Annotated in this window: 19 protein-coding genes, 1 tRNA gene and 1 pseudogene; 11 read left to right on the top strand and 10 right to left on the bottom strand. The window is 66.8% G+C overall.

From position 1 onward, the window contains the following. Position 1: 1 nt before the first annotated feature. Together CVN68_RS16580 and CVN68_RS16575 are read left to right on the top strand one after the other, a co-directional pair. On the top strand, positions 2-955 hold the full coding sequence (locus CVN68_RS16580; protein WP_100283183.1) for a winged helix DNA-binding protein: 954 nt from the start codon (positions 2-4) through the stop codon (positions 953-955). A gap of 48 nt (positions 956-1,003) precedes the next feature. Then, positions 1,004-1,079, top strand: a tRNA-Val gene (locus CVN68_RS16575). A 17-nt stretch (positions 1,080-1,096) separates the two neighbouring features. Here the strand turns inward: CVN68_RS16575 and CVN68_RS16570 are convergent. Beyond that, the gene (locus tag CVN68_RS16570; protein ID WP_100284474.1) at positions 1,097-1,462 is read right to left on the bottom strand and encodes a hypothetical protein; all 366 of its coding nucleotides are present in this window, start codon (positions 1,460-1,462) and stop codon (positions 1,097-1,099) included. A gap of 68 nt (positions 1,463-1,530) precedes the next feature. Further along, positions 1,531-2,094, bottom strand: coding sequence for a helix-turn-helix domain-containing protein (locus CVN68_RS16565; RefSeq protein WP_100283182.1), 564 nt, complete (start codon positions 2,092-2,094; stop codon positions 1,531-1,533). Between the two features lie 90 nt (positions 2,095-2,184). Between CVN68_RS16565 and CVN68_RS16560 the strand changes: the two genes are divergently transcribed. Next, complete coding sequence (locus tag CVN68_RS16560) at positions 2,185-2,652, top strand: DUF6456 domain-containing protein (protein ID WP_100283181.1); 468 nt, start codon at positions 2,185-2,187, stop codon at positions 2,650-2,652. Between the two features lie 30 nt (positions 2,653-2,682). On the opposite strand, the gene CVN68_RS16555 is transcribed toward CVN68_RS16560, so the two are convergent. The 3 genes from CVN68_RS16555 to CVN68_RS16545 all read right to left on the bottom strand — a co-directional run bounded on the left by CVN68_RS16555 (position 2,683) and on the right by CVN68_RS16545 (position 5,326). Next, a complete protein-coding gene (locus CVN68_RS16555; protein WP_100283180.1) occupies positions 2,683-3,618 on the bottom strand; it encodes a DUF4861 family protein in 936 nt (311 codons plus the stop codon). A gap of 77 nt (positions 3,619-3,695) precedes the next feature. Further along, the gene (dapF, locus tag CVN68_RS16550) at positions 3,696-4,613 is read right to left on the bottom strand and encodes a diaminopimelate epimerase (protein WP_199560109.1); all 918 of its coding nucleotides are present in this window, start codon (positions 4,611-4,613) and stop codon (positions 3,696-3,698) included. Positions 4,614-4,645: 32 nt separating this feature from the next. Continuing rightward, entirely contained in the window at positions 4,646-5,326 is a 681-nt protein-coding gene (locus tag CVN68_RS16545; protein WP_100283178.1) for a glutathione S-transferase family protein, read from the bottom strand. A gap of 100 nt (positions 5,327-5,426) precedes the next feature. Between CVN68_RS16545 and CVN68_RS16540 the strand changes: the two genes are divergently transcribed. Beyond that, the gene (locus tag CVN68_RS16540) at positions 5,427-7,961 is read left to right on the top strand and encodes a DUF2339 domain-containing protein (protein ID WP_233503391.1); all 2,535 of its coding nucleotides are present in this window, start codon (positions 5,427-5,429) and stop codon (positions 7,959-7,961) included. Positions 7,962-7,967: 6 nt separating this feature from the next. On the opposite strand, the gene CVN68_RS16535 is transcribed toward CVN68_RS16540, so the two are convergent. From CVN68_RS16535 to CVN68_RS16520, 4 genes are all read right to left on the bottom strand, one after another. Next, positions 7,968-8,732 (bottom strand): 3-keto-disaccharide hydrolase, encoded by a 765-nt coding sequence (locus CVN68_RS16535; protein ID WP_100283177.1) that lies wholly within the window; start codon positions 8,730-8,732, stop codon positions 7,968-7,970. Positions 8,733-8,827: 95 nt separating this feature from the next. Continuing rightward, positions 8,828-9,958: a hypothetical protein gene (locus CVN68_RS16530; RefSeq protein ID WP_100283176.1), complete on the bottom strand. Its 1,131-nt coding sequence runs from the start codon at positions 9,956-9,958 to the stop codon at positions 8,828-8,830. Next, complete coding sequence (locus tag CVN68_RS16525) at positions 9,955-10,593, bottom strand: hypothetical protein (RefSeq protein ID WP_100283175.1); 639 nt, start codon at positions 10,591-10,593, stop codon at positions 9,955-9,957. The genes CVN68_RS16530 and CVN68_RS16525 overlap by 4 nt, the downstream gene beginning before the upstream one ends. Before the next feature lie 23 nt (positions 10,594-10,616). Beyond that, positions 10,617-11,987: an MFS transporter gene (locus tag CVN68_RS16520; RefSeq protein WP_100283174.1), complete on the bottom strand. Its 1,371-nt coding sequence runs from the start codon at positions 11,985-11,987 to the stop codon at positions 10,617-10,619. A 130-nt stretch (positions 11,988-12,117) separates the two neighbouring features. Here CVN68_RS16520 and cyoA point away from each other — a divergent pair, with 130 nt between their 5' ends. The 7 genes and pseudogenes from cyoA (at position 12,118) to CVN68_RS23700 (ending at position 18,725) form a co-directional block, all read left to right on the top strand. Then, positions 12,118-13,173 carry a ubiquinol oxidase subunit II gene (cyoA, locus tag CVN68_RS16515; RefSeq protein ID WP_100283173.1) on the top strand — a complete coding sequence of 352 codons (1,056 nt, stop codon included), beginning with the start codon at positions 12,118-12,120 and terminating at the stop codon, positions 13,171-13,173. Next, positions 13,174-15,174, top strand: coding sequence for a cytochrome o ubiquinol oxidase subunit I (gene cyoB / locus CVN68_RS16510; RefSeq protein WP_100283172.1), 2,001 nt, complete (start codon positions 13,174-13,176; stop codon positions 15,172-15,174). Positions 15,175-15,176: 2 nt separating this feature from the next. Next, positions 15,177-15,812, top strand: coding sequence for a cytochrome o ubiquinol oxidase subunit III (cyoC, locus tag CVN68_RS16505; protein WP_100283171.1), 636 nt, complete (start codon positions 15,177-15,179; stop codon positions 15,810-15,812). Then, positions 15,809-16,192: a cytochrome o ubiquinol oxidase subunit IV gene (gene cyoD, locus CVN68_RS16500; RefSeq protein ID WP_100283170.1), complete on the top strand. Its 384-nt coding sequence runs from the start codon at positions 15,809-15,811 to the stop codon at positions 16,190-16,192. Before cyoC ends, cyoD begins: the two co-directional genes overlap by 4 nt. After that, the gene (locus CVN68_RS16495) at positions 16,123-16,896 is read left to right on the top strand and encodes an SURF1 family protein (protein ID WP_100283169.1); all 774 of its coding nucleotides are present in this window, start codon (positions 16,123-16,125) and stop codon (positions 16,894-16,896) included. Before cyoD ends, CVN68_RS16495 begins: the two co-directional genes overlap by 70 nt. Next, a pseudogene (locus tag CVN68_RS24340) lies at positions 16,896-18,074 on the top strand (ATP-binding protein); the annotation flags it as partial. The gene CVN68_RS16495 and the pseudogene CVN68_RS24340, both read left to right, overlap by 1 nt. A 120-nt stretch (positions 18,075-18,194) precedes the next feature. Further along, the gene (locus CVN68_RS23700) at positions 18,195-18,725 is read left to right on the top strand and encodes a response regulator transcription factor (RefSeq protein WP_199560108.1); all 531 of its coding nucleotides are present in this window, start codon (positions 18,195-18,197) and stop codon (positions 18,723-18,725) included. Positions 18,726-18,742: 17 nt separating this feature from the next. Here CVN68_RS23700 and CVN68_RS16485 read toward each other — a convergent pair whose 3' ends face one another. Then, the gene (locus tag CVN68_RS16485) at positions 18,743-22,534 is read right to left on the bottom strand and encodes an autotransporter domain-containing protein (protein ID WP_100283167.1); all 3,792 of its coding nucleotides are present in this window, start codon (positions 22,532-22,534) and stop codon (positions 18,743-18,745) included. Positions 22,535-22,660 lie beyond the last annotated feature (126 nt).

Here is a 22,660-nt window from a genome sequence, read left to right as displayed (position 1 = left end):
GATGGCGAGATTGACCATGCTCCCCGAAAGCTCCGGCGACGGCTATGCCAGCGCCGCTGCGATTGCATTGGTCATCGCGGACAGCCCAGAGGCCGCCGCGGAGGCCCTCGAGGCGCTGGAGCTCGCCGGGGGCAAGGCCCGCAAGCCGGTCTCCTTCGCCGAGGCTTCGGCCGATCTGAGCAACTATGACGGGCTCGATCTGATCCTGATCGAAGCGGCGGGCGCGCCCGAAGCGCTGCTCGACATCGTGCTGGCGCGCGTCGATACGATGGCGCGCGAACGCTCGCTAGGCGTCGTCGCGACGGTGCTGCCCGAACAGATCGACGTGGCGGCCGCCCAGTTGCTCGGCCCGCACAGCCAGATCCTTTGCCGCCCTGCCCGCGCCGAGCGGATCAGTGCGATCGCCGCCGCCAGATGGCACGCCCGCGGCGTGATGGACGACGTCAACCGCGAGGCCGAGTCGGTCCGCCTGCGTCGACTGAGCGAGGAAGTGGCGCGGATCGCCGAAACGCTCGCGCGATTGACTCGCAGCGAGGACTCCGAACCGCGCGCAGGGGTGCGCGACCGAGGCAGCGGCTATCGCGGTCCCGAGGCCGGGCCACCGGTGGAGATCGCCGCCGCGGAGATCCGCGCGGTGATTCGCGCGCGAAGGATGCGGGCGCAGTTCTTCGCCGACGAACTGTTCGCCGATCCGGCCTGGGATATGCTGCTCGATCTGTTTGCCGCGCAACTCGAACGGCGCCAGGTCTCGGTGTCGAGCCTGTGCATCGCCGCGGCGGTGCCGCCGACGACGGCGCTGCGCTGGATCGGCACGCTGCACGATGCCGGACTGTTCGAACGGCAAGCCGATCCGGCCGACCGGCGGCGCGCCTATATCGGGCTCAGCCCCAAGGGGATCGAAGGCATGCGAAGCTATGCGAGCGCAGTCAAGCGGGCCGGATTGCCGCTCGTGTGAAACCGGGCCTTGCCCCCGCGCGCAGCTTTTGGCATCGGCGGGGTGCAAGGGCGCTTAGCTCAGTTGGTAGAGCATCTCGTTTACACCGAGAGGGTCGGCGGTTCGAGCCCGTCAGCGCCCACCATTCCCTCGCATCGGCCGCTAGCTTGCCTTGAAGGTCGGCGTGCCATTGGCGTAATTGACCGTCACATAGGCATTGTCGCAGACGTTGATGGCGCTCCACACCGCCGAGCTCCCGTCGTCGAACGTCGCCTTCAGATCGTATCGACAGCCGCCGCCCTTGTCGAAATGAACGGTCATCTTGCCGTTGGGCTTGACCGATTTGGCCTCTTTGGTGAGCTCGGTGTCGATCTTGTTCGCCACCCAGGTGCCGGCGCCACCCGGCGACACCTCGACCGTCTTGATCGTTTTGCCCGTATTGTTGACGAGGATGAAATCCCAGTCTTCGGCCAGCGCCGGCGCGGCAAACACCAGCACGGCTGCGATCGCCGTTGCGCTTTTGATCATTGCAGTCCCCTCCTGCATTGCCCTTTTCTGACCGGAGATTGCGCCTCTCCGCGGCGGTCGGCAAGGGGCTAGAGCGCGCGCACCAGTCGCACCGCACAGGCGATCCAGGCCGGGTCATTCACCACTTGCTGCCGCGCGCCGGCGCCGAGCGGCAGCAGATGCAATTTGTCGCCTTCGCGCCCGATCAGCCGGCCGAACAGGAACCGACCGGCGGGCCGCGGCACGAGCACGTCGCGGTTCAGCGCGCCGGCATAAGCGCCGGGCGCGAGACGATTGCACCAGATCTCGTCGCCGGCGCGATAATCGCCGATCCCGCCGCTCACCGTGATGGCGATCATCCCCGGCTCGCTCCGCGGGGGCACCACCGAAGCCGGACGGCGCGGTGCCTGCGCACCGCTGCCGTCGAGGACCGCCGCGACCGCGATCTCCGGGCGATCGGGCAGACGGACCAGATCCGCGGTGTCGACGTCGAGCGCCGCGGCGATCCGATTCAGCCAGCCGATGGAAACGGTGCGCGTGCCGGTCTCGAGGCGACCTATCGTCTGCGCGGTGGTGGGCGGATCGCAGCGTTGCGCGACTTCGTCGAGGGTTAGCCCTTTGGCGCGCCGAACCTCCCGAATGGCAGTGATCATTCTGCGGACTCCTAACCAATATGGTTTTTTCTCTTTCCTACAAACAGGACTCCGTGGCAAGGGGATGGAATAGAACAAAAGGAGATCAGCATGCGTGAACTCGTCGAACGGAAAACCGATCGCATCGGCACCGGCGAAACGGCGCGCCGGGCGCGGCGAAGCGTCACCGTCAATCTCGCCGAATCGCCTTTGGGCTGGCTGCGCGCGCGGGGGCATGTCGACGCGCGCCAGTTCGAGGCGGGCGAGCGGCTGCGGGTCGATTACGAGATGGCCGCGCTGGGTCCGTGCGTGACGATGCGGTGGGACCCCAGCCCGCGCGCCCCGCGGGGCGCGCGGCCTGCGCTGGATCCGACCTTGACGCAGATCGCCGCCAAGCGCCGTTTCGACGCCGCCGTGACGGCAGTCGGGCGCGGGCTCTCGGATGTGCTCTGGCGGGTAGTCTGCGCCGGAGACGGGCTGACGATGGCGGAGAAGACACTGGGCTGGCCGAGCCGTGCCGGCAAGCTGGTGCTTGGCATCGCGCTCGATCGGCTGGCGGATCATTATTGCCTGCCCTGAGCGGCAGGGAACGAGGTCAGGCGGCGAGGTTCAACGCGCCTTGGGCACCGCGAACGTCACTGGTTCCGCCGCTGCATAGCGATCCCAGTCGGCACGCGTGCGGAACCCACCGTTGCCGAGCGTCCATGCCGAGCCCGAATGATAGACGAACGGCTTGCCTGGAGTGACGCGCAACAGCGCCAGATGATTGTCGGCATCCTTGACGACGTCGACGAGCATCGCCGGATCGAAACGCAGCGCAACCGCCATCCGTCCGTGATCGCCTTGCTCCGGCCCCCACCACGAAATCAGCCCGCGCGCCTTGTCGACCGTCACTTCGCCTTCCGCACCGGTGGGCTTGCGCGCGATTCCGATCCCCACCACCAGCGGCCCGGGTTTGTCCGAGCGGATCGTCGACACCATGCGGGTGAAATGGGTGCCCATCGGCAGAGTGAAGCGCCGCGTCTCCCAAACCTTGCGGTTCACATCGACTGGCCATGGCGCGTAGTCGACTTCCAAATCGGCGGCGTCGGGACCGTTCCTCAGGATGCGATGGTTCCTGAAGTTGCGCGAGGTCCACAGCTTGTTGTCGAGCCAGATGCCGAGCCCTCCGGCCCCGCGCGAGGTGCCGACATTATAATGATCGAGCCCCTCGCCGTGGAAGCCGTGCTGGTCGCCGCTCCTGAGTTGCCGGTCCATGAACGGCCAGGCGACGTTCTTGCCCCAGCTGTCGATCCCGGAACCCGAAGGCGGCTCATAGGCTTCGAGCGCATGACCATAGATTCGGTGCGCGGTGCGATCATTCTCCCATAGCAGATCGTCGTAGCGATAATCGGCGAGCATCACGTTCGCGCGGGGGTGGCGATCGGGGGCGGGCGGAAGCGGCTTGTCGATCCTGGGCAGCCGGGGCTGCAGCACGTCCTGCGCCGCGAGCGAAAGCGGCAGTGCCAACAGCGCGGCGGCGGCAAGCGAACGAACCCACGACATCGGCAAATCCCCCTCGGGCGCCGGTCGTCCGGCCGCTGGTCAGGCCAGGCTAGCCAGCCGTTCGTGGCGTGACAAGTTCAGCCGAGCGCCGCGACGGCCGCGTTCCAGGCATCGGCTTCGTCCTCGCGGCGGGCATGAACTACCGGGTCTTGGGCTCGCTCGCCCGCGAGATCCACTTCCACGCTGGCATCGTAGAGAAAGGTCGCGTTGCCGCTGATCGTGACGATGCGATCGGCGGCCGCGCGCCCGCCGACCAGCCCGCCTTTGTTGAGCACCCGCATTTCGGTGCCGATCGGTACCCGCCCGGTGAGTCCCGCGGCGAGCACCGACGCCGCCATTGCGCTGCCGCAGCTGTCGGTCAGCCCCACGCCGCGTTCGAAGGTGCGCACGAACAAGTCCGGCCCGCGCAGCTCGACGAACGACACATTGGCCCGGCCCGGGATGAGCGCCGGCCCGGCCTCGCAATATTCACCTAGCGCCACCAATTCGGCTTCGTCGATCGTATCGACAAAGGTCACGAGATGCGGATTGGGCATCGCCACTGCAGTGAACGCGCGGTGGCTGGGGAGCTCGGACAGCGCTCCCATGAGACCGATATCGGCCAGCTCGGTCGAGGCGGGTCCCACGACCGTGCGAACCGTCTCCACCCCCGGCGCAAGCGGCGCTTCGCGCGCAACTGCGGCCGAGCTGGTCTTGAGTTTGACATTGGCCACGTCGATGCCGAGCGCCTCGAAGCCGGCGCGCGCCACGCAGCGCAGCCCGTTGAGGCAGGTTTCGGCCTCGGAGCCGTCCGAATTGAACATCCGCATCCCGAAGGCGTGTCCATCGTCACCGGAAACGAGCAGCAACAGCCCGTCGCCACCGACGGGACCGTCGCGGTCGGCGAGCGCACGCGCCACCCGCGCCCAATCCCGATCGTCCAGCGCGATCGCGCGCGCGTCGATCAGGGGAAAGTCGTTCCCCGAGCCATGGCATTTGATGAAGCCGAACCGCATGCCGCCCATCTAAAGCCCGACACGCGGCTTGGCTACTCGCCTGAGGCGGCCTGCCCGGCGATCACCGGACCGCCCATCGCGGCCACCACCGCCTGATCCTTCGCGACGATCGACGCGAAGCTCGGGCGCGCCAATATCGCCTCAACATAACCGGCGGTACGCGGATAGCGCGCGGCGTCGGCCACCACGCCGATGCAGCCGAGTGTCGCGAACGGGCTCACCACCGCTATGTCTGCAAGCGTCAGCCGGTCCTCGACGAGGAAGCCGCTCGCCGGGATGATCTTCTCGAGATAATCGAAGAGCGGCGGCAACAGGTCGCGCTCAGCCAGATCCGCCGCCTCATGATCGCATTCCTGCTTGAGCACGCGCGGCCGAACGAAGCGATTGCCGAAGATCGCGCTGCCCGCCGCCATCATGAGCGTATCCGCCAGTTCGTCATACCAGATCGTCCGGGATCGCGCGCGAGGCTCGAGCGGGATCAAATTGGGGTCAGGAAATTTGGCCTCGAGATAAGTGACGATCGCTGACGAATCGGAGATCAGGAAATCGTCATCCTTGAAACCGGGTATCTTGCCGAAGGGGCTGGCGGCCTGGAAATCGGCCCCGCCGCGCCCGAGGCCGGCGGGCTGCAGCTCGAGATCCAGTCCTTTTTCCGCCCCGAACACCATGCATTTGCGCACGTAAGGCGACAGCGTCGAACCAAACACGATCATCGGACATTCCCTCCATCATGCCGCAAACCTGACACTCCGGACCCCGGGGAGCATCTGGTTTGCCACGACAGCGCGAATCCGCTGTGCCAAGGAGAAGCTGGTGGACATCTTCACGCTCCTGCTCGCCCTTGGTGTCGGCGCGGCCTTCTTCGTGGTCCTGCGTCGCCTCGCCGTTTTGGAACAGGAGTTGCGTCGCGTCGAGTCACTCGTCGTGCGACTGGGGGAGCGCGAGTCCCGTTTCGTCGCACCTGCTTCGGCCGACGCGCCGGATGCGGCCGACGCAGTGCCGAGTGCGGAGCCGGAGGCCCCGCCTCCGCCGCCAGCACGCGCGATCGCCGCTGCGGCGCGTCCTGCGGCACAAATGGCGCCTGCGCCACGCGCCATGCGCGCGCCACCTTCGGTCAATCTCGAATCGCTGATCGGCGGGCGGTTGCCGATCTGGATCGGCGGGGCGGCGCTGGTCCTCGCGGGCTTCTTCCTCGTGCGCTACTCGATCGAGAGCGGGTTGCTCGGCCCTGGCACGCGCACGATGCTCGCCGCATTGTTCGGCGCCGCGCTGATCGGCGCCAGCGAAGCCGCGCGGCGCTTCCCCGCGACGGCCGAGGACCCGCGCGTCGCGCAGGTCCTCGCCGGTGCCGGCATCGCCAGCCTGTACGGCACGCTCTACATGGCGGCGGCGCTTTACCATCTGATTTCGCCGCTCACGGCGTTCGTCGCCGTTGTCATCGTCACGGCCACGGCGATGGGACTCGCGCTGCGCCACGGCCCGCCCACCGCCGTGATGGCGCTGATCGGCGGCTTCGCGGCGCCGTTGGTCGCGGGGTTCGACGCGGCGGGGATCGGGCCGCTGCTCGTCTATCTCGGCCTGTTCATCGCGGCGTTGTTCGGGCTGGCGATCCATCGCGGCTGGGGCTGGCTTGCGCTCGCCGCTAGCGTCGCGGGGTTCGGCTGGGTCAATTTCCTGATCGCGGCGCTGCCAGGGCGCGGCGGAGATCTGTCGGCGGTCGGCGCCTTCACCATGCTGCTCGCCGTCTGCGCCAGCGCCGCGCTGCCCGCGACCGGCACGCATAATCGCTGGCTGCGGCTCGCCCCGCTCGTCGCCGGCTTCGTTCAATTGCTCGCGCTCGCGCCTTCGCTTGAATTCGGCGCGCTGGCGTGGAGCTTCTATCTCGTGCTCGCCGCGGCGGCGTTGTTCCTGTCGTGGCGACAATCGCTTTATCTCCCCGCGGCACTGGCGGCGCTCGGCTTCCTGCTGGTGCTCGAAACGCTGGCGCTGATCCAGCCGGAACGCAGCGCGACTCCGCTGGCCGCAGCGGTCGCCAGCGTGTTGTTCGCAGTTTCGGGCCATTTGCTCGCGAGCCGGGGCCGCAGCTGGGCGGTGCTCGCGCTCGGCGGCACCGCCGGGCCGCTGCTCGTCGCACATGCGTGCGCGCCCGCGCTGCTCGCGCCGGAGGCCTGGGGGATGCTCGAGCTGCTTGCCGCCGCGGCCTGCGCCCATCTCGCCTGGCGTGTGAGGAGCGAGGTGGGCGACCCCACGCTGACCGCCGCCAGCCTGGTGACCGCTCTGCTCGTCGCGCTCGGCCTTGCCCAGTTTCTGCCCGGAGCGTGGCTCGCGCTGCCGCTCGCTCTGGTGCTGCTCGGCCTCGCCGGCTGGGCACGGGTCGCCCGGGCGCCGGCGCTGTTCGCGCTTCCGGCCCTGCCCTATGTCGCCGCGCTGATTGCCGCCGCGCTCCCGCTCGCCGAACTGGCGAAGCTGATCGCTACGTCGCTGGCCGGTGATCCACTGCCGTATCTCGCCATCCCCGCACTGCGCGATCTGTTCCCCGCACTCGCCCTGCCGACTGCGGCGCTGCTCGGAATTATGCCCGATCCGCGCCAGCTCGGACGCGCGCGGCGGCTGATCGGCAGCCTCGCGATCGGGGTGGGGATCCTGCTCGTCTATGTGCTCGCCAAGCAAATTCTGACGATCACGACGCCGGAGCATTTCGCGAGCCTCGGCTTCGTCGAGCGGGCATTGCTCAGCCAGGCGTGCCTGGCTTCGGGGTGGTACCTGCTGCGCAGCGGCCGCTTCATGTCGCTCGGCAGGGTCTTGTTCGGGCTCGGACTGTTCCGCATCGCCTGGTTCGATCTGCTGCTGCTCAATCCCGCAATCGTCCCGCAGGGCGTGGGCGCGGTTCCGCTGCTCAACGCCGCGGTCGTCCACGCCGTCACGGCCGCCCTCTGGCTGTGGACCGTGGCGAGGATTCCCGCGCACCGCGTCGGGGGGGCGCTGCTCACAGTCGTCGCCTTGCTCGTCACGGTTCGCCAGGCAACGCATGGCGATATGTTGACCGGCCCGGTAGGCACGCTCGAAAATGGCGGCTATTCGGCCGCTTTGCTCGGCTTGGCCCTGTTCTGGCTGTGGCGCGGGATCACCGCCGGCGTCTACGACCTGCGGATCGCCGGGCTCGCCTTGCTCACGCTGGTGACGTTCAAGGTGTTCCTCGTCGACGCCGCCGCGCTCGACGGCATGCTGCGCATCCTGTCTTTCCTCGCGCTCGGCGTGGTACTGATCGGGATCAGCTGGGCCTATAGTCGCTTCCTCGCCCGACCCGCGACACCGGCGAGCGACGCCGAAGCGGCAGTCGACGGCTAGCGCCGTTCAATCGAGAAGCTGCAGCTCGATGTTCCGGAACTCGATCTGATGGCCCTCGCTCTGCAAGGCGATATAGCCTTGGCCAAGCTGCAATTTGCCCCCCGCCGCAGCGATCAGCGGCTGCGCGTCCTTGTCTTCGGGATCGAGCTCGGGCGCGGAAAACCGCAGCACTGGCTTTCCGTCGATGCTCTGGGTGATTTCGCCGCCGGGCAGCACCTCGAGTTCGGCCCGCGTCCAGCGGCCGAGCGGGATCAACGGCGACGAGGAAAGGATGCAGTGGCGCGGATCGCGTTTGCCTTCGAACACCACCGTCGTGCCCGGCGTGCACAGATTGCCGCTCGGCTCCTCGGTCGGCCGCGGGACGGCGAGCAACTGCATCTCGAGGCTCACCGGAAAGTCCTGGTCGCGCCGCATCGTCTCCGGCGCCTGCGAATGGAACATCAGCCCCGAATTGCTCGTCTGCCAGACCTTGATGCCGGGCAACGGCTCCCCGAACAGGCGGTATTCGAAGCGAATGCGATAGGCCTTGAGCGGCGTCTTCCAGAAGAGGTGGCCAAACTCGCCTTCGAATTTCGAGTAATTCGCATGCGAAACGCGGATCGCGCCTTCGTGCACGGTGAACATGCCCAGCGGATCCTCGCCCACCGCGCGGCCGGCAATCTTGGGCGTCCAGCCCGTGAGCGTCTTTCCGTCGAAGATGCGCTGCCATTTGGCTTCGGGCGCTGGTGCCGCGCCGAGTAACGCCAGCATCGGCAAGATGAAGAGTCGCATGCCCTGAAAACTCCCGTTGCCGGCGAACCGGGATGCAGACCTTACCCGCGGATCACATTGGCGCAAGGCTTGGCCAGACGCCTGAAAGCCGATCGTCACGGCTGCCGTTCGTAGCGCCCCTTGGGAAAGCTCTCCGGGATGAGCGCGGCGCCGGCGACGCGCAGGCGAAAGGTGGTGAACGCCGGCGTGGCCAGTTGCTGCAGATCCACTGCAAAGCGAACGATCCCGCTCCCGAGCGGGCCAAAAGCAATCGCCTTGTCGCTCGTCGGCGCACCGTCGATGTGCAGCGTCGCACTTGTTGCCTGCTTCGCCGCCGTGCCAGCTACGAACGCGAAGCCGCCGCTTCCCGTCGTCAAGCGCTCGTCACTTCCGTCGGCATAGCGAAGCAGGACCTGCACGTTGCGCATCGGCTGCTGCGAGGCGAGATCCGTCACGCGTACGCCCAACTGACGAGCCGATGGCTGCGGCGTGGGTTCTTCGTCGCCCGGGAGGGTGCATTGCCCGGGAAGCACGGGATCGGTCAGTAAAGGCTTCGGCAGACCGGCTTCGCGTGCGGCCTCGAATGCGGCGTATCGCGCATTCAACCAGGCGGACTGCGCCGCCAGCACGCGATCGACGCCGGCGTCCCCGCTGTCGGGCGACGCATTGTCCGAAATCCAGCGACGCGCGAGCGACTCGACCTGGGTGCGCGACGATACAGCCGCACGCAACGCCGCCGCCGCACGTTCGCGAAGCACCGGCGCGGGCGCGGGCGTTGGGCCGACGGTGCCGATCATCGGCGGGAGCATTGCTTCGACGTCGGGCTCCGGAAGGAAAGGACAGCGTGCGCGAACGATCGCTTCCGCCTCCGCCAATATCCGTCGGTGGCGTTCCTGCTCGGCTTCGGCGCCCCACGGCTCGGTCGCCAGATAGCTGAACAGCGGCTTGTCGGTGCGGACCGGGGCAGTAGCGAGCACGATCGCGTCGCCCTCGACACGCCATGTCCCCTGTGCCGCCTGGTCGAGCGCACCATAGCTCAGATACCATTCGAACGACCCGTCGGCACGCAGCAGCAGCTCCGACCCGGTCTCCATGACGCCGGAGAGGTAGTAATGACCGGCGAAGCGGGCGGGGTCGGCCGGGCGCGCCTGCGCAGCGGAGGGTGTCGGCGCGGCGAGCGCCAGCCACGCCAGCGCAAGCCAGCCGAAGCCGCCGTGCCGGCGGGCGCCGGGCTTGCCCCGCGTCAAAGCGGCTTCCCGTCCTTGTCGAGCAATTCCATCCGGTAGGCGCAGCCATAGAAGGTCTTGCCCGGATGGGTGGTGGCGTTGGAGATGCTGCGCGCCACGATCATATGGCTGCCAAAGCTCTCGCCGCCGCTCGCCGGCTCGGTAACGTCGTTGAGAATGCGTTCCCCGAGGAACTTGCGGAACTTGATCTCGGCTTCCGCCTGCACACGGGTTACCTTGCCCGAAGCGACGAGGTCGGCGATCAGCGGTTCGGGGTTCATCGCATTCTCGATATGCGCATCGCGCGCGATCACCCCGGGATCCGCCAGATCGAGGATCGCCAGAATCGCGTCGGCCGTGAAGGCGATCCGTGTGGTGCTGTAAGAACCCGCCACGATGATCGGCTTCGGCAGCTCGTATTCGTTCATAAACGGGTTACGGGAATCGATCTTCTTCCAGCCGCGCTTCTTCGCGATTTCTTCCTCGCCCTGGATCGCCATCGCGAACTGGTTGTAGCCGGGCACGTCGAGACGACACTCGATCGCGTCGACTTCGCGGACGCGCAACGGGTCGGCATTCGCGCTGCCCTCCGCCTGGAGCGGCGAGGCGACAGATGTGACGAACAGCGCGAAGGACAAGAGCGTCGCCGGAACCATAAACTCGCTTTCGGGTGTGGAAATCAGGCTTGGCCCGCCGGCCTGCCGTCGGTCTCTGCCGCCGTTTCGGTGCGCCGCGCCCATTCCTTGTTGATGCCGAGCGCGGCGAGCGTGCAGACCGCGCCGGAGAGCAGATAGACACCGACCGACCACAGCCCGAAAGTGCTCGCCAGTGCGAGCGCGACGAGCGGCGCGAAGCCGGCGCCGATCAGCCACGACAGATTGGCAGTGGTCGCGGCACCGGTATAGCGTCGCTCGCTGGAGAAGCTGCCGTTGACCGCACCGGAGGATTGGCCGAACGCCAGCCCCAGCAGCACGAAGCCCGCGAGCATGTATACCGTTTCGCCGAAGCCGCCTGCACCCAGCAATTGCGGCGCGAACCCGCTATACGCGGCGATCAGCGCCGCCGACACGCCGAGGACCGCACGCCGCCCGACCCGATCGGCGATGATCCCCGAAGCGAGCATCGACAGCACACAGAAGACCGCGCCGATGATCTCGATGACGAGGAAGCGCTCGGCCGCCTCGCCGCGATACAAAGTCACCCAGGACAGCGGGAACACCGTCACCAGATGGAACAATGCGAAACTCGCGAGCGGCGCGAACGAGCCGAGCGCGATCGTCCGTCCCTCCAGCCGCACGGTTTCCCAGAACGGCGCGGGCTGGAGCTCGCGGCTCTCGAACAGATGCTCGAACTCGGGCGTGGCGACGAGCCGCAGCCGGGCGAACAAAGCCACCACGTTGATCGCGAAGGCAACGAAGAACGGATAACGCCAGCCCCAGGACAGGAAGTCCTCGCTCGACAAGGTCGACAGGAAGAACGCGAACAGCCCCGCCGCGACGATCAGCCCCAGTGGCGCCCCGAGCTGGGGAATCATCGCATACCAGCCACGATTCTTCTCGGGCGCGTTGAGCGCGAGCAGCGAGGGCAGCCCGTCCCAGGCGCCGCCCAGCGCCACGCCCTGGCCGACGCGGCACAAGGCAAGCAGCCAGATCGCGGCGACACCAATCTGGTTATAGCTCGGCAGGAAGGCAATCGACATGGTCGAGCCGCCGAGCAGGAACAACGCAATCGTCAGCTTGACCCCGCGCCCGTGCTTGCGATCGATCCACATGAAGATCGCCGAGCCGAGCGGGCGCGCGACGAACGCCAGCGCGAACAAGGCGAAGGAATAGAGCGTGCCGGTCAGCGGATCGACGAACGAGAAAACCAGCGACGGGAACACCAGTACCGAAGCGATGGCGTAGACGAAGAAGTCGAAGAACTCGCTCGTCCGGCCGACGATCACGCCGATGGCGATCTCGCCCGGCGCGATCTTGTGATCGCGTGCATTCACGATCCGCGCATCGCGTTCGAGGGGCGTCGAATTCGACGCGGCGATCGGTGCACTCATTCTTTTCGCTCCGGCAGCCTATGGCTGTGTTATTGCGTTTGAACGTGCGTTGCACCAGAAAAGCGCCGCGACGGGGATAGGACAAAATGTCCAATGTCGGCGCATGGGCGCGCCGGGATAGGCGGAGGCCATGCGCGAAGACTCACCTTTGTCACCAGCACGCCGGCTCCTTGCCCTGCTGCCGCTTTTCGCCCTGGCGGCGTGCGATCGCGCGGTGCTCAATCCCGCGGGCGATATCGCGCTCCAGCAGCGCGACATTATCTATATCTCGACGGCGCTGATGCTGCTGATCATCGTGCCCGTGCTGGCGCTGATCGTGGTGTTCGCGTGGCGCTATCGCGAGAGCAACAAGGACGCGACCTACGACCCGCATTTTGACCATTCGACTGCGCTCGAACTGGTCATCTGGTCGGCGCCGTTGCTCATCATCATCTGCCTGGGCGCACTGACCTGGTGGAGCACACACCTGCTCGACCCGTTCCGCCCGATCAATCGGATCTCGGCCGAGAAGGCGATCGACCCCAAGGCCAAGCCGCTGGTCATCCAGGTCGTCTCGCTCGACTGGAAATGGCTGTTCATCTATCCCGAGCAGGGTGTCGCCACGGTCAACGAACTGGTGCTCCCGATCGATCGCCAGGTGCGTTTCGACCTCACCTCGACCAATATGATGAACACCTTCTACGCGCCGACCTTGGCCGGGATGATCTACACCATGCCCGGCATGCGCAGCACGATGCATGCCGTGCTCAACAAGCCCGGCCAATATGACGGCATGTCGGCCAATTACAGCGGCGCGGGTTTCTCGGACATGCACTTCAAGCTCTACGGCGTCGCCCAGGGCGGGTTCGACAATTGGGTCGCGCGCGTCAAGGCCAGCGGCCCGGCGCTCGACACCGCGCGCTTCCTCGAGCTCGAAAAGCCGACCGAGCGCGTACCCGCAATGTATTTCTCGGGAGCCGAGCCGGACCTGTTCGACCGCATCTTCAAGCGCTGCGTAAAGCCCGGCACTCCGTGCGGGACCGGAATGCACGGCATGCAGGGCGGCAGCCACGGCACCGCGCCTGAAAAAGGTAAGCCGGAAGGCGCGCTGATGAAGCAAGGCGAGGAAAAGGACACGGGCGAGAGCCTCACCCCGCCGCCGGGCGCGCAACCCCGCCCCGCACCGCATTCGCACCAGGAGCGTTAAATGTTCACCGAATCGCTGGCGCGCACGATCTTCGGTCGCCTGACCTTCGAATCCTTCCCGCTTCACGAGCCGATCCTGCTTGTGACCTTCATCGTCGTCGCCCTGCTCGGGCTCGGCATCGTCGGCGCGGTGACCAAATATCGGCTGTGGGGCTGGCTGTGGCGCGAATGGTTGACCAGCATCGATCACAAGAAGATCGGGATCATGTACATGATCCTCGGCATCATCATGCTGCTGCGCGGCTTCGCCGACGCGATCATGATGCGCCTCCAGCAAGCGATCGCCTTCGGCGGCAGTGAGGGCTATCTCAACTCCCATCATTACGATCAGATCTTCACCGCGCACGGGACGATCATGATCTTCTTCGTCGCGATCCCGCTGATCGTCGGGCTGGTCAACTACATCATGCCGCTCCAGATCGGCGCGCGCGACGTCGCCTTCCCGTTCCTCAACAATCTGAGCTTCTGGCTCACCGTCGCGGGCGCGCTGCTCGTCATGATCTCGCTGTTCGTCGGCGAGTTTTCGCGCGGCGGCTGGCTCAATTACGTGCCCGTCACCAACCTGCAGAACAGCCCCGATACCGGACCCGATTATTATCTATGGGCGCTGCAGATAGCCGGCGTCGGCACCACCTTGTCCGCAATCAACATGGTCACCACGATCATCAAGATGCGCGCGCCGGGCATGACGATGATGAAGATGCCGATCTTCTGCTGGACCGCGCTTTGCAGCAACGTGTTGGCGATCGCGATCTTCCCGGTGCTCACCGGCGCCTTCGCGCTGCTGATGCTCGATCGCTACGTGGGGACCAACTTCTTCACCAACGATCTCGGCGGCAACCCGATGATGTACTGGAACCTCGTCTGGATCTGGGGCCATCCGGAAGTGTACGTCCTCGTCCTGCCGGCGTTCGGCATCTATTCCGAGATCACCTCGACCTTCACCGGCAAGCGGCTCTTCGGCTATTCGTCGATGGTCTATGCCACGGTGGTGATCACCATCCTGAGCTATCTGGTGTGGCTCCACCACTTCTTCACGATGGGCTCGGGCGCCAGCGTCAACAGCTTCTTCGGCATCGCCACCATGGTGATCTCGATCCCCACCGGCGCGAAGATCTTCAACTGGCTGTTCACGATGTATCGTGGCCGGATTCGCTTCGAGCTGCCGATGATGTGGGTGATCGCCTTCATGATCACCTTCGTGGTGGGCGGAATGACCGGCGTGCTGCTCGCGGTGCCCCCGGCCGACTTCGTGCTCCACAATTCGCTGTTCCTCGTCGCCCATTTCCACAACGTGATCATCGGCGGCGTGGTGTTCGCACTGTTCGCGGCGATGGATTACTGGTTCCCCAAGGCATTCGGCTTCCGGCTCGACCCCTTCTGGGGCAAGATCACCTTCTGGGGCTGGGTGATCGGTTACTGGGTCGCGTGGACGCCGATCTACATCGTCGGGCTGATGGGCACGACGCGCCGGGTCAACCATTTCGACGATCCGAGCCTGCAGATCTGGTTCGTCATCGCCGCGATCGGCGCGGTGATCATCCTGATCGGCATCCTCGCCTTCGTGATCCAGATCGCCGTCAGCATCATCAACCGCGAGAAACTGCGCGACACTACCGGCGACCCGTGGAACGGCCGCACGCTCGAATGGGCGACCTCGTCGCCGCCGCCGGCCTACAACTTCGCGTTCACGCCGCAGGTCCACGATCTCGACGCGTGGTACGACATGAAGGATCGCGGCGCCCGGCGCCCGACCACCGGCTTCAAGCCGATCCACATGCCGCGCAACACCGGCGCGGGCGTGATCCTGTCGGGCCTCGCAATGGCGCTCGGCTTCGCAATGATCTGGTACATGTGGTGGCTGGCGGTGGTCTCCGCGGTGGGGCTGCTGGTGGTCAGCATCCTCCACACCTTCAACTATAATCGCGATTACTTCATCCCCGCGGACGAAGTGGCGCAAAGCGAGGACGCGCGCACCAAGCTGCTCGCGGCGGGAGCCTGACCATGGCCGCGGATGCACTGACCGAACCGCACGCAACCGAATTGTCCTTCTACGACATCGAGGACACGCATCATCACGAATCGGGCGGCAGCACGCTGCTCGGCTTCTGGATCTACCTGATGAGCGATGCGCTCATCTTCGCGACCTTGTTCGCCACCTATGGCGTGCTGAGCAGCGCTTATGCCGGCGGACCCTCTCCGCGCGAGATATTCGAGCTGCCGCTGGTCGCAGTGAACACCGCGCTTCTGCTGACTTCCTCGATCACTTACGGCTTCGCAATGATCGCGATGCAGGAGGGCAAGCTTCGCGGCACGCAATTGTGGCTGGTGATAACCGGGCTGCTCGGCATCGGCTTCGTCGCCATCGAACTCTACGAGTTCGCCAATCTGATCCATGAAGGCGCAACGCCCCAGGCCAGCGCCTTCCTGTCGGCCTTCTTCACCCTGGTGGCGACCCACGGGCTGCACGTTATCTTCGGGATCATCTGGCTGGGCGTGATGCTGGTCCAGCTCGGCCAGCGCGGACTCCACCCGGAAAACCGGCGCCGGCTGATGTGCCTCAGCATGTTCTGGCACTTCCTCGACGTCGTCTGGATCGGCGTCTTCACCTTCGTCTATCTGCTCGGGGTCCTGCGATGAACGACGCCACCCAACACGCCGATCACGGCCATGATCATGCCGACGGCCCCGGCCATTTCACCCGGCGCGGCTATCTGATCGGGTTCCTGCTGTCGGTGGTGCTCACTGCAGTGCCGTTCTGGCTGGTGATGACCGGCGCACTGCAGGATGCGCAGACCACGGCGATCGTGATCATCGCCTTCGCGGTGGTGCAGATCCTCGTCCACACGGTGTGCTTCCTTCACGTCAACACCCGCGGCGAGGGCGGCTGGACGCTGATGGCCTATGCCTTCACTGCCGTGATCGTGCTGATCGTGATCGCGGGCTCTTTATGGATCATGTACCATCTCAACTCGAACATGATGCCGATGCCCTCGGCGGAAATGAGCGCCCAGCCCTGAGCGGCGCCCGCCGTGCGCTGTTCGCCGCGCTCGCGCTGCTCGCCGCGATCGGCTTCGCGGCGCTCGGCGTCTGGCAAGTCGAGCGCCGCGCGTGGAAGCTCGACCTGATCGAGCGCGTCGAGGCACGGATCCACGCCCTGCCCGCCACGCCGCCCCCGGTCGCGGCATGGCCCCGCCTCGACATGCAGGACGCGGAATATCGCCGAGTGCGCCTGACCGGAACCTTCGACCATGGCAACGAGACTCTCGTCCAGGCGCTCACCGAGCGCGGCGCGGGCTTCTGGGTGCTCACCCCGCTGCGTACGCCGCAAGGGATCGTGCTGGTCAATCGCGGCTTCGTTCCGCCCGAGCGCCGCGCACCGCAGGCGCGATCGGCCGGCCAGGCCGGCGGAACGGCAACGGTTACCGGCCTGATGCGGGCGAGCGAACCGAAGGGCGGCTTCTTGCGCCCGAACGACCCGGCGGCCGACCGCTGGCATTCGCGCGACGTCGCCGCGATCGCCCGCGCACGCAATCTCGGCAATGTCGCGCCCTTCTTCGTCGATGCCGACGCCTCTCCCAACCCCGGCGGCTATCCGGTAGGCGGGCTCACCATGGTCCGCTTCCGCAACACCCATCTCGTCTATGCGCTGACCTGGTTCGCGCTGGCCGCATTGAGCGGCGCCGCGGCGGTGCTGGCGCTGCGCATGCGCGGCGGGCGCTGATGGACGCGCCGCTCCTCGCCCTGACCCGCAGGGCAGCGGGCACGCTGGAGACCGCGGCGGCGGAGAATATGCGCCAGCTCGTCCAGCTGCGCTGGATCGCCGTCGCCGGACAAACCGCCACGATCCTGCTTGTCCATTTCGTGCTGCGGGTCCCGCTGCCGGTGGTCGAGATGCTCGGCATCGTCCTCGTACTCGCCTTCGCCAATCTGCTCGGCATGATCGCGCTGCCGCGGCACCGGGTGCACGACGGCGAGATCATGGTGGCGCTGCTGCTCGACATGGCGGCGCTCACGCTCCAGCTCTATTTCAGCGGCGGCGCGACCAATCCGTTCATCTCGCTCTATTTGCTCCAGGTCGTGCTCGGCGCGATCCTGCTCCCCTCCGCCGCGGTGGCGGTGCTGGTGGCGGCGACCGCGCTCAGTTATGCACTGCTCAGCCTGAGCTATGTGCCGCTGGCGCTCCCACGGGGGCTGCTCACCGACAGCGCCGATCTGTTCGCGATCGGGCAGTGGGTCGGCTTCATCATGGTGGCGAGCCTGCTCGTGCTGTTCATCACGCGGATCAGCCGCAATCTGCAAGCGCGCGATGCAAATGTCGCGGATCTGCGCCAGCATGCCGCGCAGGAGGAAGGCATCGTCCGCATGGGCTTGTTCGCCTCGGGCGCCGCACATGAGCTGGGCACGCCGCTCGGCACGCTTTCGGTGATCCTTGCCGACTGGCGGCGCATGCCGGCGATCCTCGACGATTCCGTGCTCGCGACCGAAGTCGAGGAGATGCAGGCCGAGGTCCAGCGCTGCAAGGCGATCGTTTCCGACATTCTCCACTCAGCCGGTCAACCGCGCGGCGAGGCGATGGAAAGCCGGGCGGCGGGCCCGTTCCTCGACGCCGTCGCCGAGGCCTGGCAGGCGGCACATCCCCAGGTGCCGCTCGATTATGCCCGCGACAAGGCAGAGGGCGCCGTCGTCGCGGTCGACGCGGCGCTGCGCCAGGCGGTGTGGAACCTGCTCGACAATGCCGCGGAGGCCTCGCCGGCGGGGGTACGGCTGACGGCGGAGATCGAGGACCGCATGCTCGTGATCGCAGTGAGCGACTGGGGCGACGGGTTCAGCCCCGAAGCGCTCGCCAAGGTCGGCAAGCTCTATCAATCGACCAAAGGCGCCGGGCACGGGGTCGGGCTGTTTCTGGCGACCAATGTCGCGCGGCGGCTCGGCGGCGGGCTGGAGGCGAGCAATCGTGTGGGGGCGGCGCCGAGGTGCGCCTGGTGCTGCCGCTCGCGCTTCGCGCGAAGGCGCGCTGAGATGGACGGGCCGAGCCTGGTCCTCGTCGAGGACGACGCGATCTTCGCGCGCACGCTGCAGCGCTCGTTCGAGCGGCGCGGCTATCGGGTCCGGATCGCCGCCGATATCGGGCAGCTCGAGACGTTGCTCGAGGCCGAGGTCCCCGAGCGCGCGGTGGTCGATCTCAAGCTGGCGACCTCGTCGGGTCTGCCGTGCATCCAGATGCTCCACGCCCGCGATCCCGCGATGCTGATCGTCGTGCTCACCGGCTATGCCAGCATCTCGACCGCGGTCGAGGCGATCAAATTGGGCGCCTGCCATTATCTGGTGAAGCCGTCCAACACCGACGATATCGAGGCGGCGTTCGAAAAGCCGGCAGGCGATCCCGACGCGCCGCTCACCAGCCGCGCCTCCTCGATCAAGACCCACGAATGGGAAATGATCAACGAAACGCTGGCGGCGACCGGCTTCAACATTTCCGAAACCGCGCGGCGGCTGGGGATGCACCGCCGCACGCTCGCGCGAAAGCTCGAGAAGCGCCCGGTGAAATAAGCGCCCGGGCGGGCCGTTCAGAAACGGACGGTCAGGGCCGCATTGGCCATATGGTCCCGGTTTCGGCGTGAAAGGGTGCCGCGATAGCCGAGGTCGAGCTCCACTTGTCCGCCGAGCCTCGCGACAAGCCCGAGATCGCCGGCGAAGCTGTCCTCCGCGATCGGAAGGCCGATGCTCTGGAACCGTGCGCCGTCCACCATCATCGCCACCTTCGGTACGCGATCGCCAAAGACGTGCTGCCATCCAGCCGAACCCCGCAGCGACAGCGTTCCGCCACCAAAGGGCAGCAGCGTCTCCCCGCGCAGACCCAATGTCGCGTAGTTGGTGGTCATGATGTCGTGCGCCAGCGCGAGCGCCGCGGCGTCGCCCCGTTCGCCCCCCTGCTCGACGTCGAGCACGACATGCGCGAGATTGGCGAACGGCTCGAGCGCGGCGCGGCCGAGCGTCAGGCGCCAGCCGAGTTCGCCGAACGCCTGCGCGGTCGTGGCGCCGTAGCGCGCGCGCACCTGTTCCTGCAGCCCACCGCCGCTGATCTGGCGACGCGTCGCTACGTCCTGCCAGGCGATCGTCACGCCCGTCCGCACCGAGAGGCCACCGAACTGCGCACCGGCATAGAGACCGGTGTGATAGCTATCCACATCGGCATTGCCCGCGCCGCGCAGATCGGATTGGTGATAGCCGCCCAACACGCCCAGCCGCACGTCGCCGCCGGGCACCAGCGCCTCGATCCCGGCGAGTCCGCCCGCCGCAGAGCGCCGAAGCCGCGCGGCGTTGCCGTCGCTGGCATAATGTCCCCATGCGCCGATCGCCTCGCCCCAGGCCGATATTCCGGGCTCGCCGGCCGGCCCGCGCAGCCGCCCGAGCACCGCCCTCCGCGACAAGCGGCTGTCCTCGACCAGCGCGGTGCGCAACGACGCATGGAAATCGCCCGAGATGCTGTCGAACGCCGCGCGGGCATTCGGCACATCGGCAGCGACCACCGCATCGTATAACGGCCCCGCGACCATGGTCTGCAACGCCGTCCCCACCGCGCGCTGGTTTTCGCTCACCGCAACCTCGCTGAACTGGACGTCGTTGCGATCGAGCGTCAGCCTGACCGAGTTGCTGTCATATTCGAGCCGCGGCGTCAGGAAAGCGAAAGACGACGAAACACCGTCGAACCGGCCTTCGATCCCGCCGTTCGCCAGCAGGATCATATAGCTCGAGGACGGCGCATAATTGCCGCTGGTCCCGATGTGGAAGACCGAGCCGGCCAGCCGCGCGACCCCCCTGACATACAGCACGTCACTGAGGACGTTGCCGTAAACATCGACTTCGAACCGTGCACCAGGTTCGAAAGTGAGGTCGCCATCGATCCGCATCGAATCGGTCACTGCGTCGGGTAGCGCCGGGCTTGGCCGCGGCGAGATGGTTCCACCGCGTGCGACATGCACCGAGCCCACCTGGCCATCGCCGGACAATATCCCGTTCGCCTCGACGACGACATGGCCGCGCAGCGCGCCATCGACCAGCAACTCGCCGCCGGCGATCCGCGCGGTGCCTGCGAAAGTCTGCGAGCGCCCGGTCAGTACCAGCCTGCCGTTGCCGGTCTTGATCAGGCGGCCGTTGCCGCGAAACTCGGTAGCGAAGCTGACATCGTTCTGCACCCCCAGTTCGAGCTCGCCGCCGCCCAGCAGGGTGGTCACATCGCTGAAATAGCGATCGGCCTGCGCGACCAGCCGGCCCTCCTCGACGGTCCAGTCGAGCCGGCTCTCCCGCGCGAGCGTGAGCACGCCGCTGCCGCGCTTGATCATCTTCCCCGCATTCCCGCGCAGACCGAGAACCTTGTCGGCGAAAGTGCCGTTGGCACGCTGATCGAACACCACCGTCGCGCCGTTGAGCAAGGTATTGCGGATCGATCGGGTATCGCCGACCAGCGTTCCGCCTTCGACTTCGGTCGCCCCGGTATAGCTGTTGACGCCCGACAGGATCAGTGTCCCCGCATCGTTCTTGACCAGGCGGCCGGCGCCGGAGATCGGCGCGGAAATTTCGGCGGTGATGGTCGAGGCCCATTCGCCGCCATCGCCGACGCGGATCACCGTGCGCTCTCCACTGCCCGCGAGCCGCAGCCCGCTTCCCGATAGCGAATAGCCCGTGACGGCGAACTGCATTCCCCCGGTCTGGGCCACCCCGTCGATCACCACTTGCCCGCCGCGCGCGTCGAACACCGAGAAACCGGTCCCCACATAGTTCTGGTTCTTCTTGCCGGTGCGGTCGGTCCAGCCGGCAATGTTGCTGCGCCAGACCCCGGGTCCACCCTCGATCCTGCCGTCATTGAAGCGCGTCGGATCGCTGCCGTCCCAGAATTGCATCGGCGTGCCGCCGACTTCGGAGACGAGGTCGACTGCCCAGGGGATCGTCGTGCTGATCGAGATCTGCGAGCGCTCCTGGCCCATGGGCAGGCTGCCGATCGCCAGCCCGTTATTGGTGAGCTTTCCCCCGAAATTGATCAGCCGGTAGATCCCGGCACCGATCGGTCCGGTGCCGGCGATGTTGAGCGTCCCGTCGAGCGTCAGATTGCCGTCGACATAGAAGAGTTGCGGAGTGGCCACCGTCCCCAACCGCGCATCGATGATCGCGCCGGGACCGAGCACGAGCGAGGCCATCCTGAGGAATTCGCCGGGGGTGCCGATCAGCCGCCCGCCGTCACCGACGGCGACATCGCCAACCGTGCCGTTGCCGCCCAGGCGCCCGCCCCCGTCGACATAAAGCGTGCCGCCGAGTGTACCCTCGACGCGCAGCGCCGCGTTCCGCACTTCGCTATGGCCGGCGAAGCTGCCCGAATTGGCAGTGAGCACCAGCAGTCCCTTGCCCGCCACATCGAATCGGCCCGCACCCGACAATGCATAGCCATAGGTCGAAGCGACTCCGGCGATTTCTCCCGAGCTGAGCGTCAGACGCGCGCCATCGGAAACGCCGATATTACCGCCAAAGCCTCCGCCCCGGGCGACCAGCCCGCCCTGCTCGACGCGCCAGTCGAGCTGGCTGCCGGCCGCCAGCGTCAGATTGCCGGCACCGCGCTTGGTCATCAGCCCCCAGGTGCTCGCCAGTCCGCTGACGCCGCCCTGGAAAGTACCGTCGAACGCCTGATCGAAGATCACGTGGCCGCCATTGCCCAGATTGCCGCGGATCGAGCGGGTATCGCCGATCAGCGTGCCCCCGTCGACACGGGTGCCGCCGGTATAGCTGTTGTTCCCCCCGAGGATCAGCGTGCCGAGTGCATTGTAGAGCAGCCCGCTGTCGCCGGTCAGTTCGCTGTCGATCCGCGCGGTGATGCCGTCACCGGTGCGGATCGAAGTGAACGCCCCGCCCTCGAGCCGTAGTTGTCCGCCGGACACGCGATAGCCATTGACGTTGAACAGCATCGAACTGATCGCGGGAGTGCCTTGGCCGGCGTCGATCGTCACGATGCCCGGCGTGCCCTGGAATATCGCGAAGGCCGGCACCGGCTGCATCGGACCGTTGATCGCGCCGCCGGCATCGGTCCAGTTCGGCGCCGTCGCGCTCCAGATACCGGCGCCGCCGTCGATGGCGCCATTGGCATGCCGGGCGGGGTCGCCGCCGTCCCAGAAGCGCAGCGCCGGTGCCGCAGCCGCGGCTTGGGCAGCGCCGGGCGGCGCCTCGGCGACGGGCGGTGCGGGAACAACCACGGTCAGGCTTGCCGGCGGAGGTGGCGGCGTGGTCTGTGCCTGTGCCGCTCCCGATGCCAGCACGCCGGCCCCGCACAGCAGCAGCGCACGATATCCGCGATCGGCCTGCTTTCCCCGCACTAATGCTCCGCGTCGATTGCCTCGTCGCACCAGCGCCTCCCTGTTTACGCCTTACTATGTCGGGCATCCCCTCAGGCGCGCGCGGGCTTGGCAATGGTTTTGCGCCAGCCCGTGAAGCCGGCGCGG

The sequence above is a fragment of the Sphingomonas psychrotolerans genome (assembly GCF_002796605.1).
Classification (GTDB): Bacteria; Pseudomonadota; Alphaproteobacteria; order Sphingomonadales; family Sphingomonadaceae; genus Sphingomonas; species Sphingomonas psychrotolerans.
Note: the sequence above shows the minus strand (reverse complement) of the source record. Positions and strands in the feature narration are given on the sequence as shown.

What these genes read in the sequence shown, in the direction of transcription:
- CVN68_RS16580 (WP_100283183.1), top strand. Translation starts at nt 2, where the DNA reads ATGGCGAGATTGACCATGCTCCCCGAAAGCTCCGGCGACGGCTATGCC.
- CVN68_RS16570 (WP_100284474.1), bottom strand. Translation starts at nt 1,462, where the DNA reads ATGATCAAAAGCGCAACGGCGATCGCAGCCGTGCTGGTGTTTGCCGCG.
- CVN68_RS16565 (WP_100283182.1), bottom strand. Translation starts at nt 2,094, where the DNA reads ATGATCACTGCCATTCGGGAGGTTCGGCGCGCCAAAGGGCTAACCCTC.
- CVN68_RS16560 (WP_100283181.1), top strand. Translation starts at nt 2,185, where the DNA reads ATGCGTGAACTCGTCGAACGGAAAACCGATCGCATCGGCACCGGCGAA.
- CVN68_RS16555 (WP_100283180.1), bottom strand. Translation starts at nt 3,618, where the DNA reads ATGTCGTGGGTTCGTTCGCTTGCCGCCGCCGCGCTGTTGGCACTGCCG.
- dapF (WP_199560109.1), bottom strand. Translation starts at nt 4,613, where the DNA reads ATGCGGTTCGGCTTCATCAAATGCCATGGCTCGGGGAACGACTTTCCC.
- CVN68_RS16545 (WP_100283178.1), bottom strand. Translation starts at nt 5,326, where the DNA reads ATGATCGTGTTTGGTTCGACGCTGTCGCCTTACGTGCGCAAATGCATG.
- CVN68_RS16535 (WP_100283177.1), bottom strand. Translation starts at nt 8,732, where the DNA reads ATGCGACTCTTCATCTTGCCGATGCTGGCGTTACTCGGCGCGGCACCA.
- CVN68_RS16525 (WP_100283175.1), bottom strand. Translation starts at nt 10,593, where the DNA reads ATGGTTCCGGCGACGCTCTTGTCCTTCGCGCTGTTCGTCACATCTGTC.
- CVN68_RS16520 (WP_100283174.1), bottom strand. Translation starts at nt 11,987, where the DNA reads ATGAGTGCACCGATCGCCGCGTCGAATTCGACGCCCCTCGAACGCGAT.
- cyoA (WP_100283173.1), top strand. Translation starts at nt 12,118, where the DNA reads ATGCGCGAAGACTCACCTTTGTCACCAGCACGCCGGCTCCTTGCCCTG.
- cyoB (WP_100283172.1), top strand. Translation starts at nt 13,174, where the DNA reads ATGTTCACCGAATCGCTGGCGCGCACGATCTTCGGTCGCCTGACCTTC.
- cyoC (WP_100283171.1), top strand. Translation starts at nt 15,177, where the DNA reads ATGGCCGCGGATGCACTGACCGAACCGCACGCAACCGAATTGTCCTTC.
- cyoD (WP_100283170.1), top strand. Translation starts at nt 15,809, where the DNA reads ATGAACGACGCCACCCAACACGCCGATCACGGCCATGATCATGCCGAC.
- CVN68_RS16495 (WP_100283169.1), top strand. Translation starts at nt 16,123, where the DNA reads ATGGATCATGTACCATCTCAACTCGAACATGATGCCGATGCCCTCGGC.
- CVN68_RS23700 (WP_199560108.1), top strand. Translation starts at nt 18,195, where the DNA reads ATGGACGGGCCGAGCCTGGTCCTCGTCGAGGACGACGCGATCTTCGCG.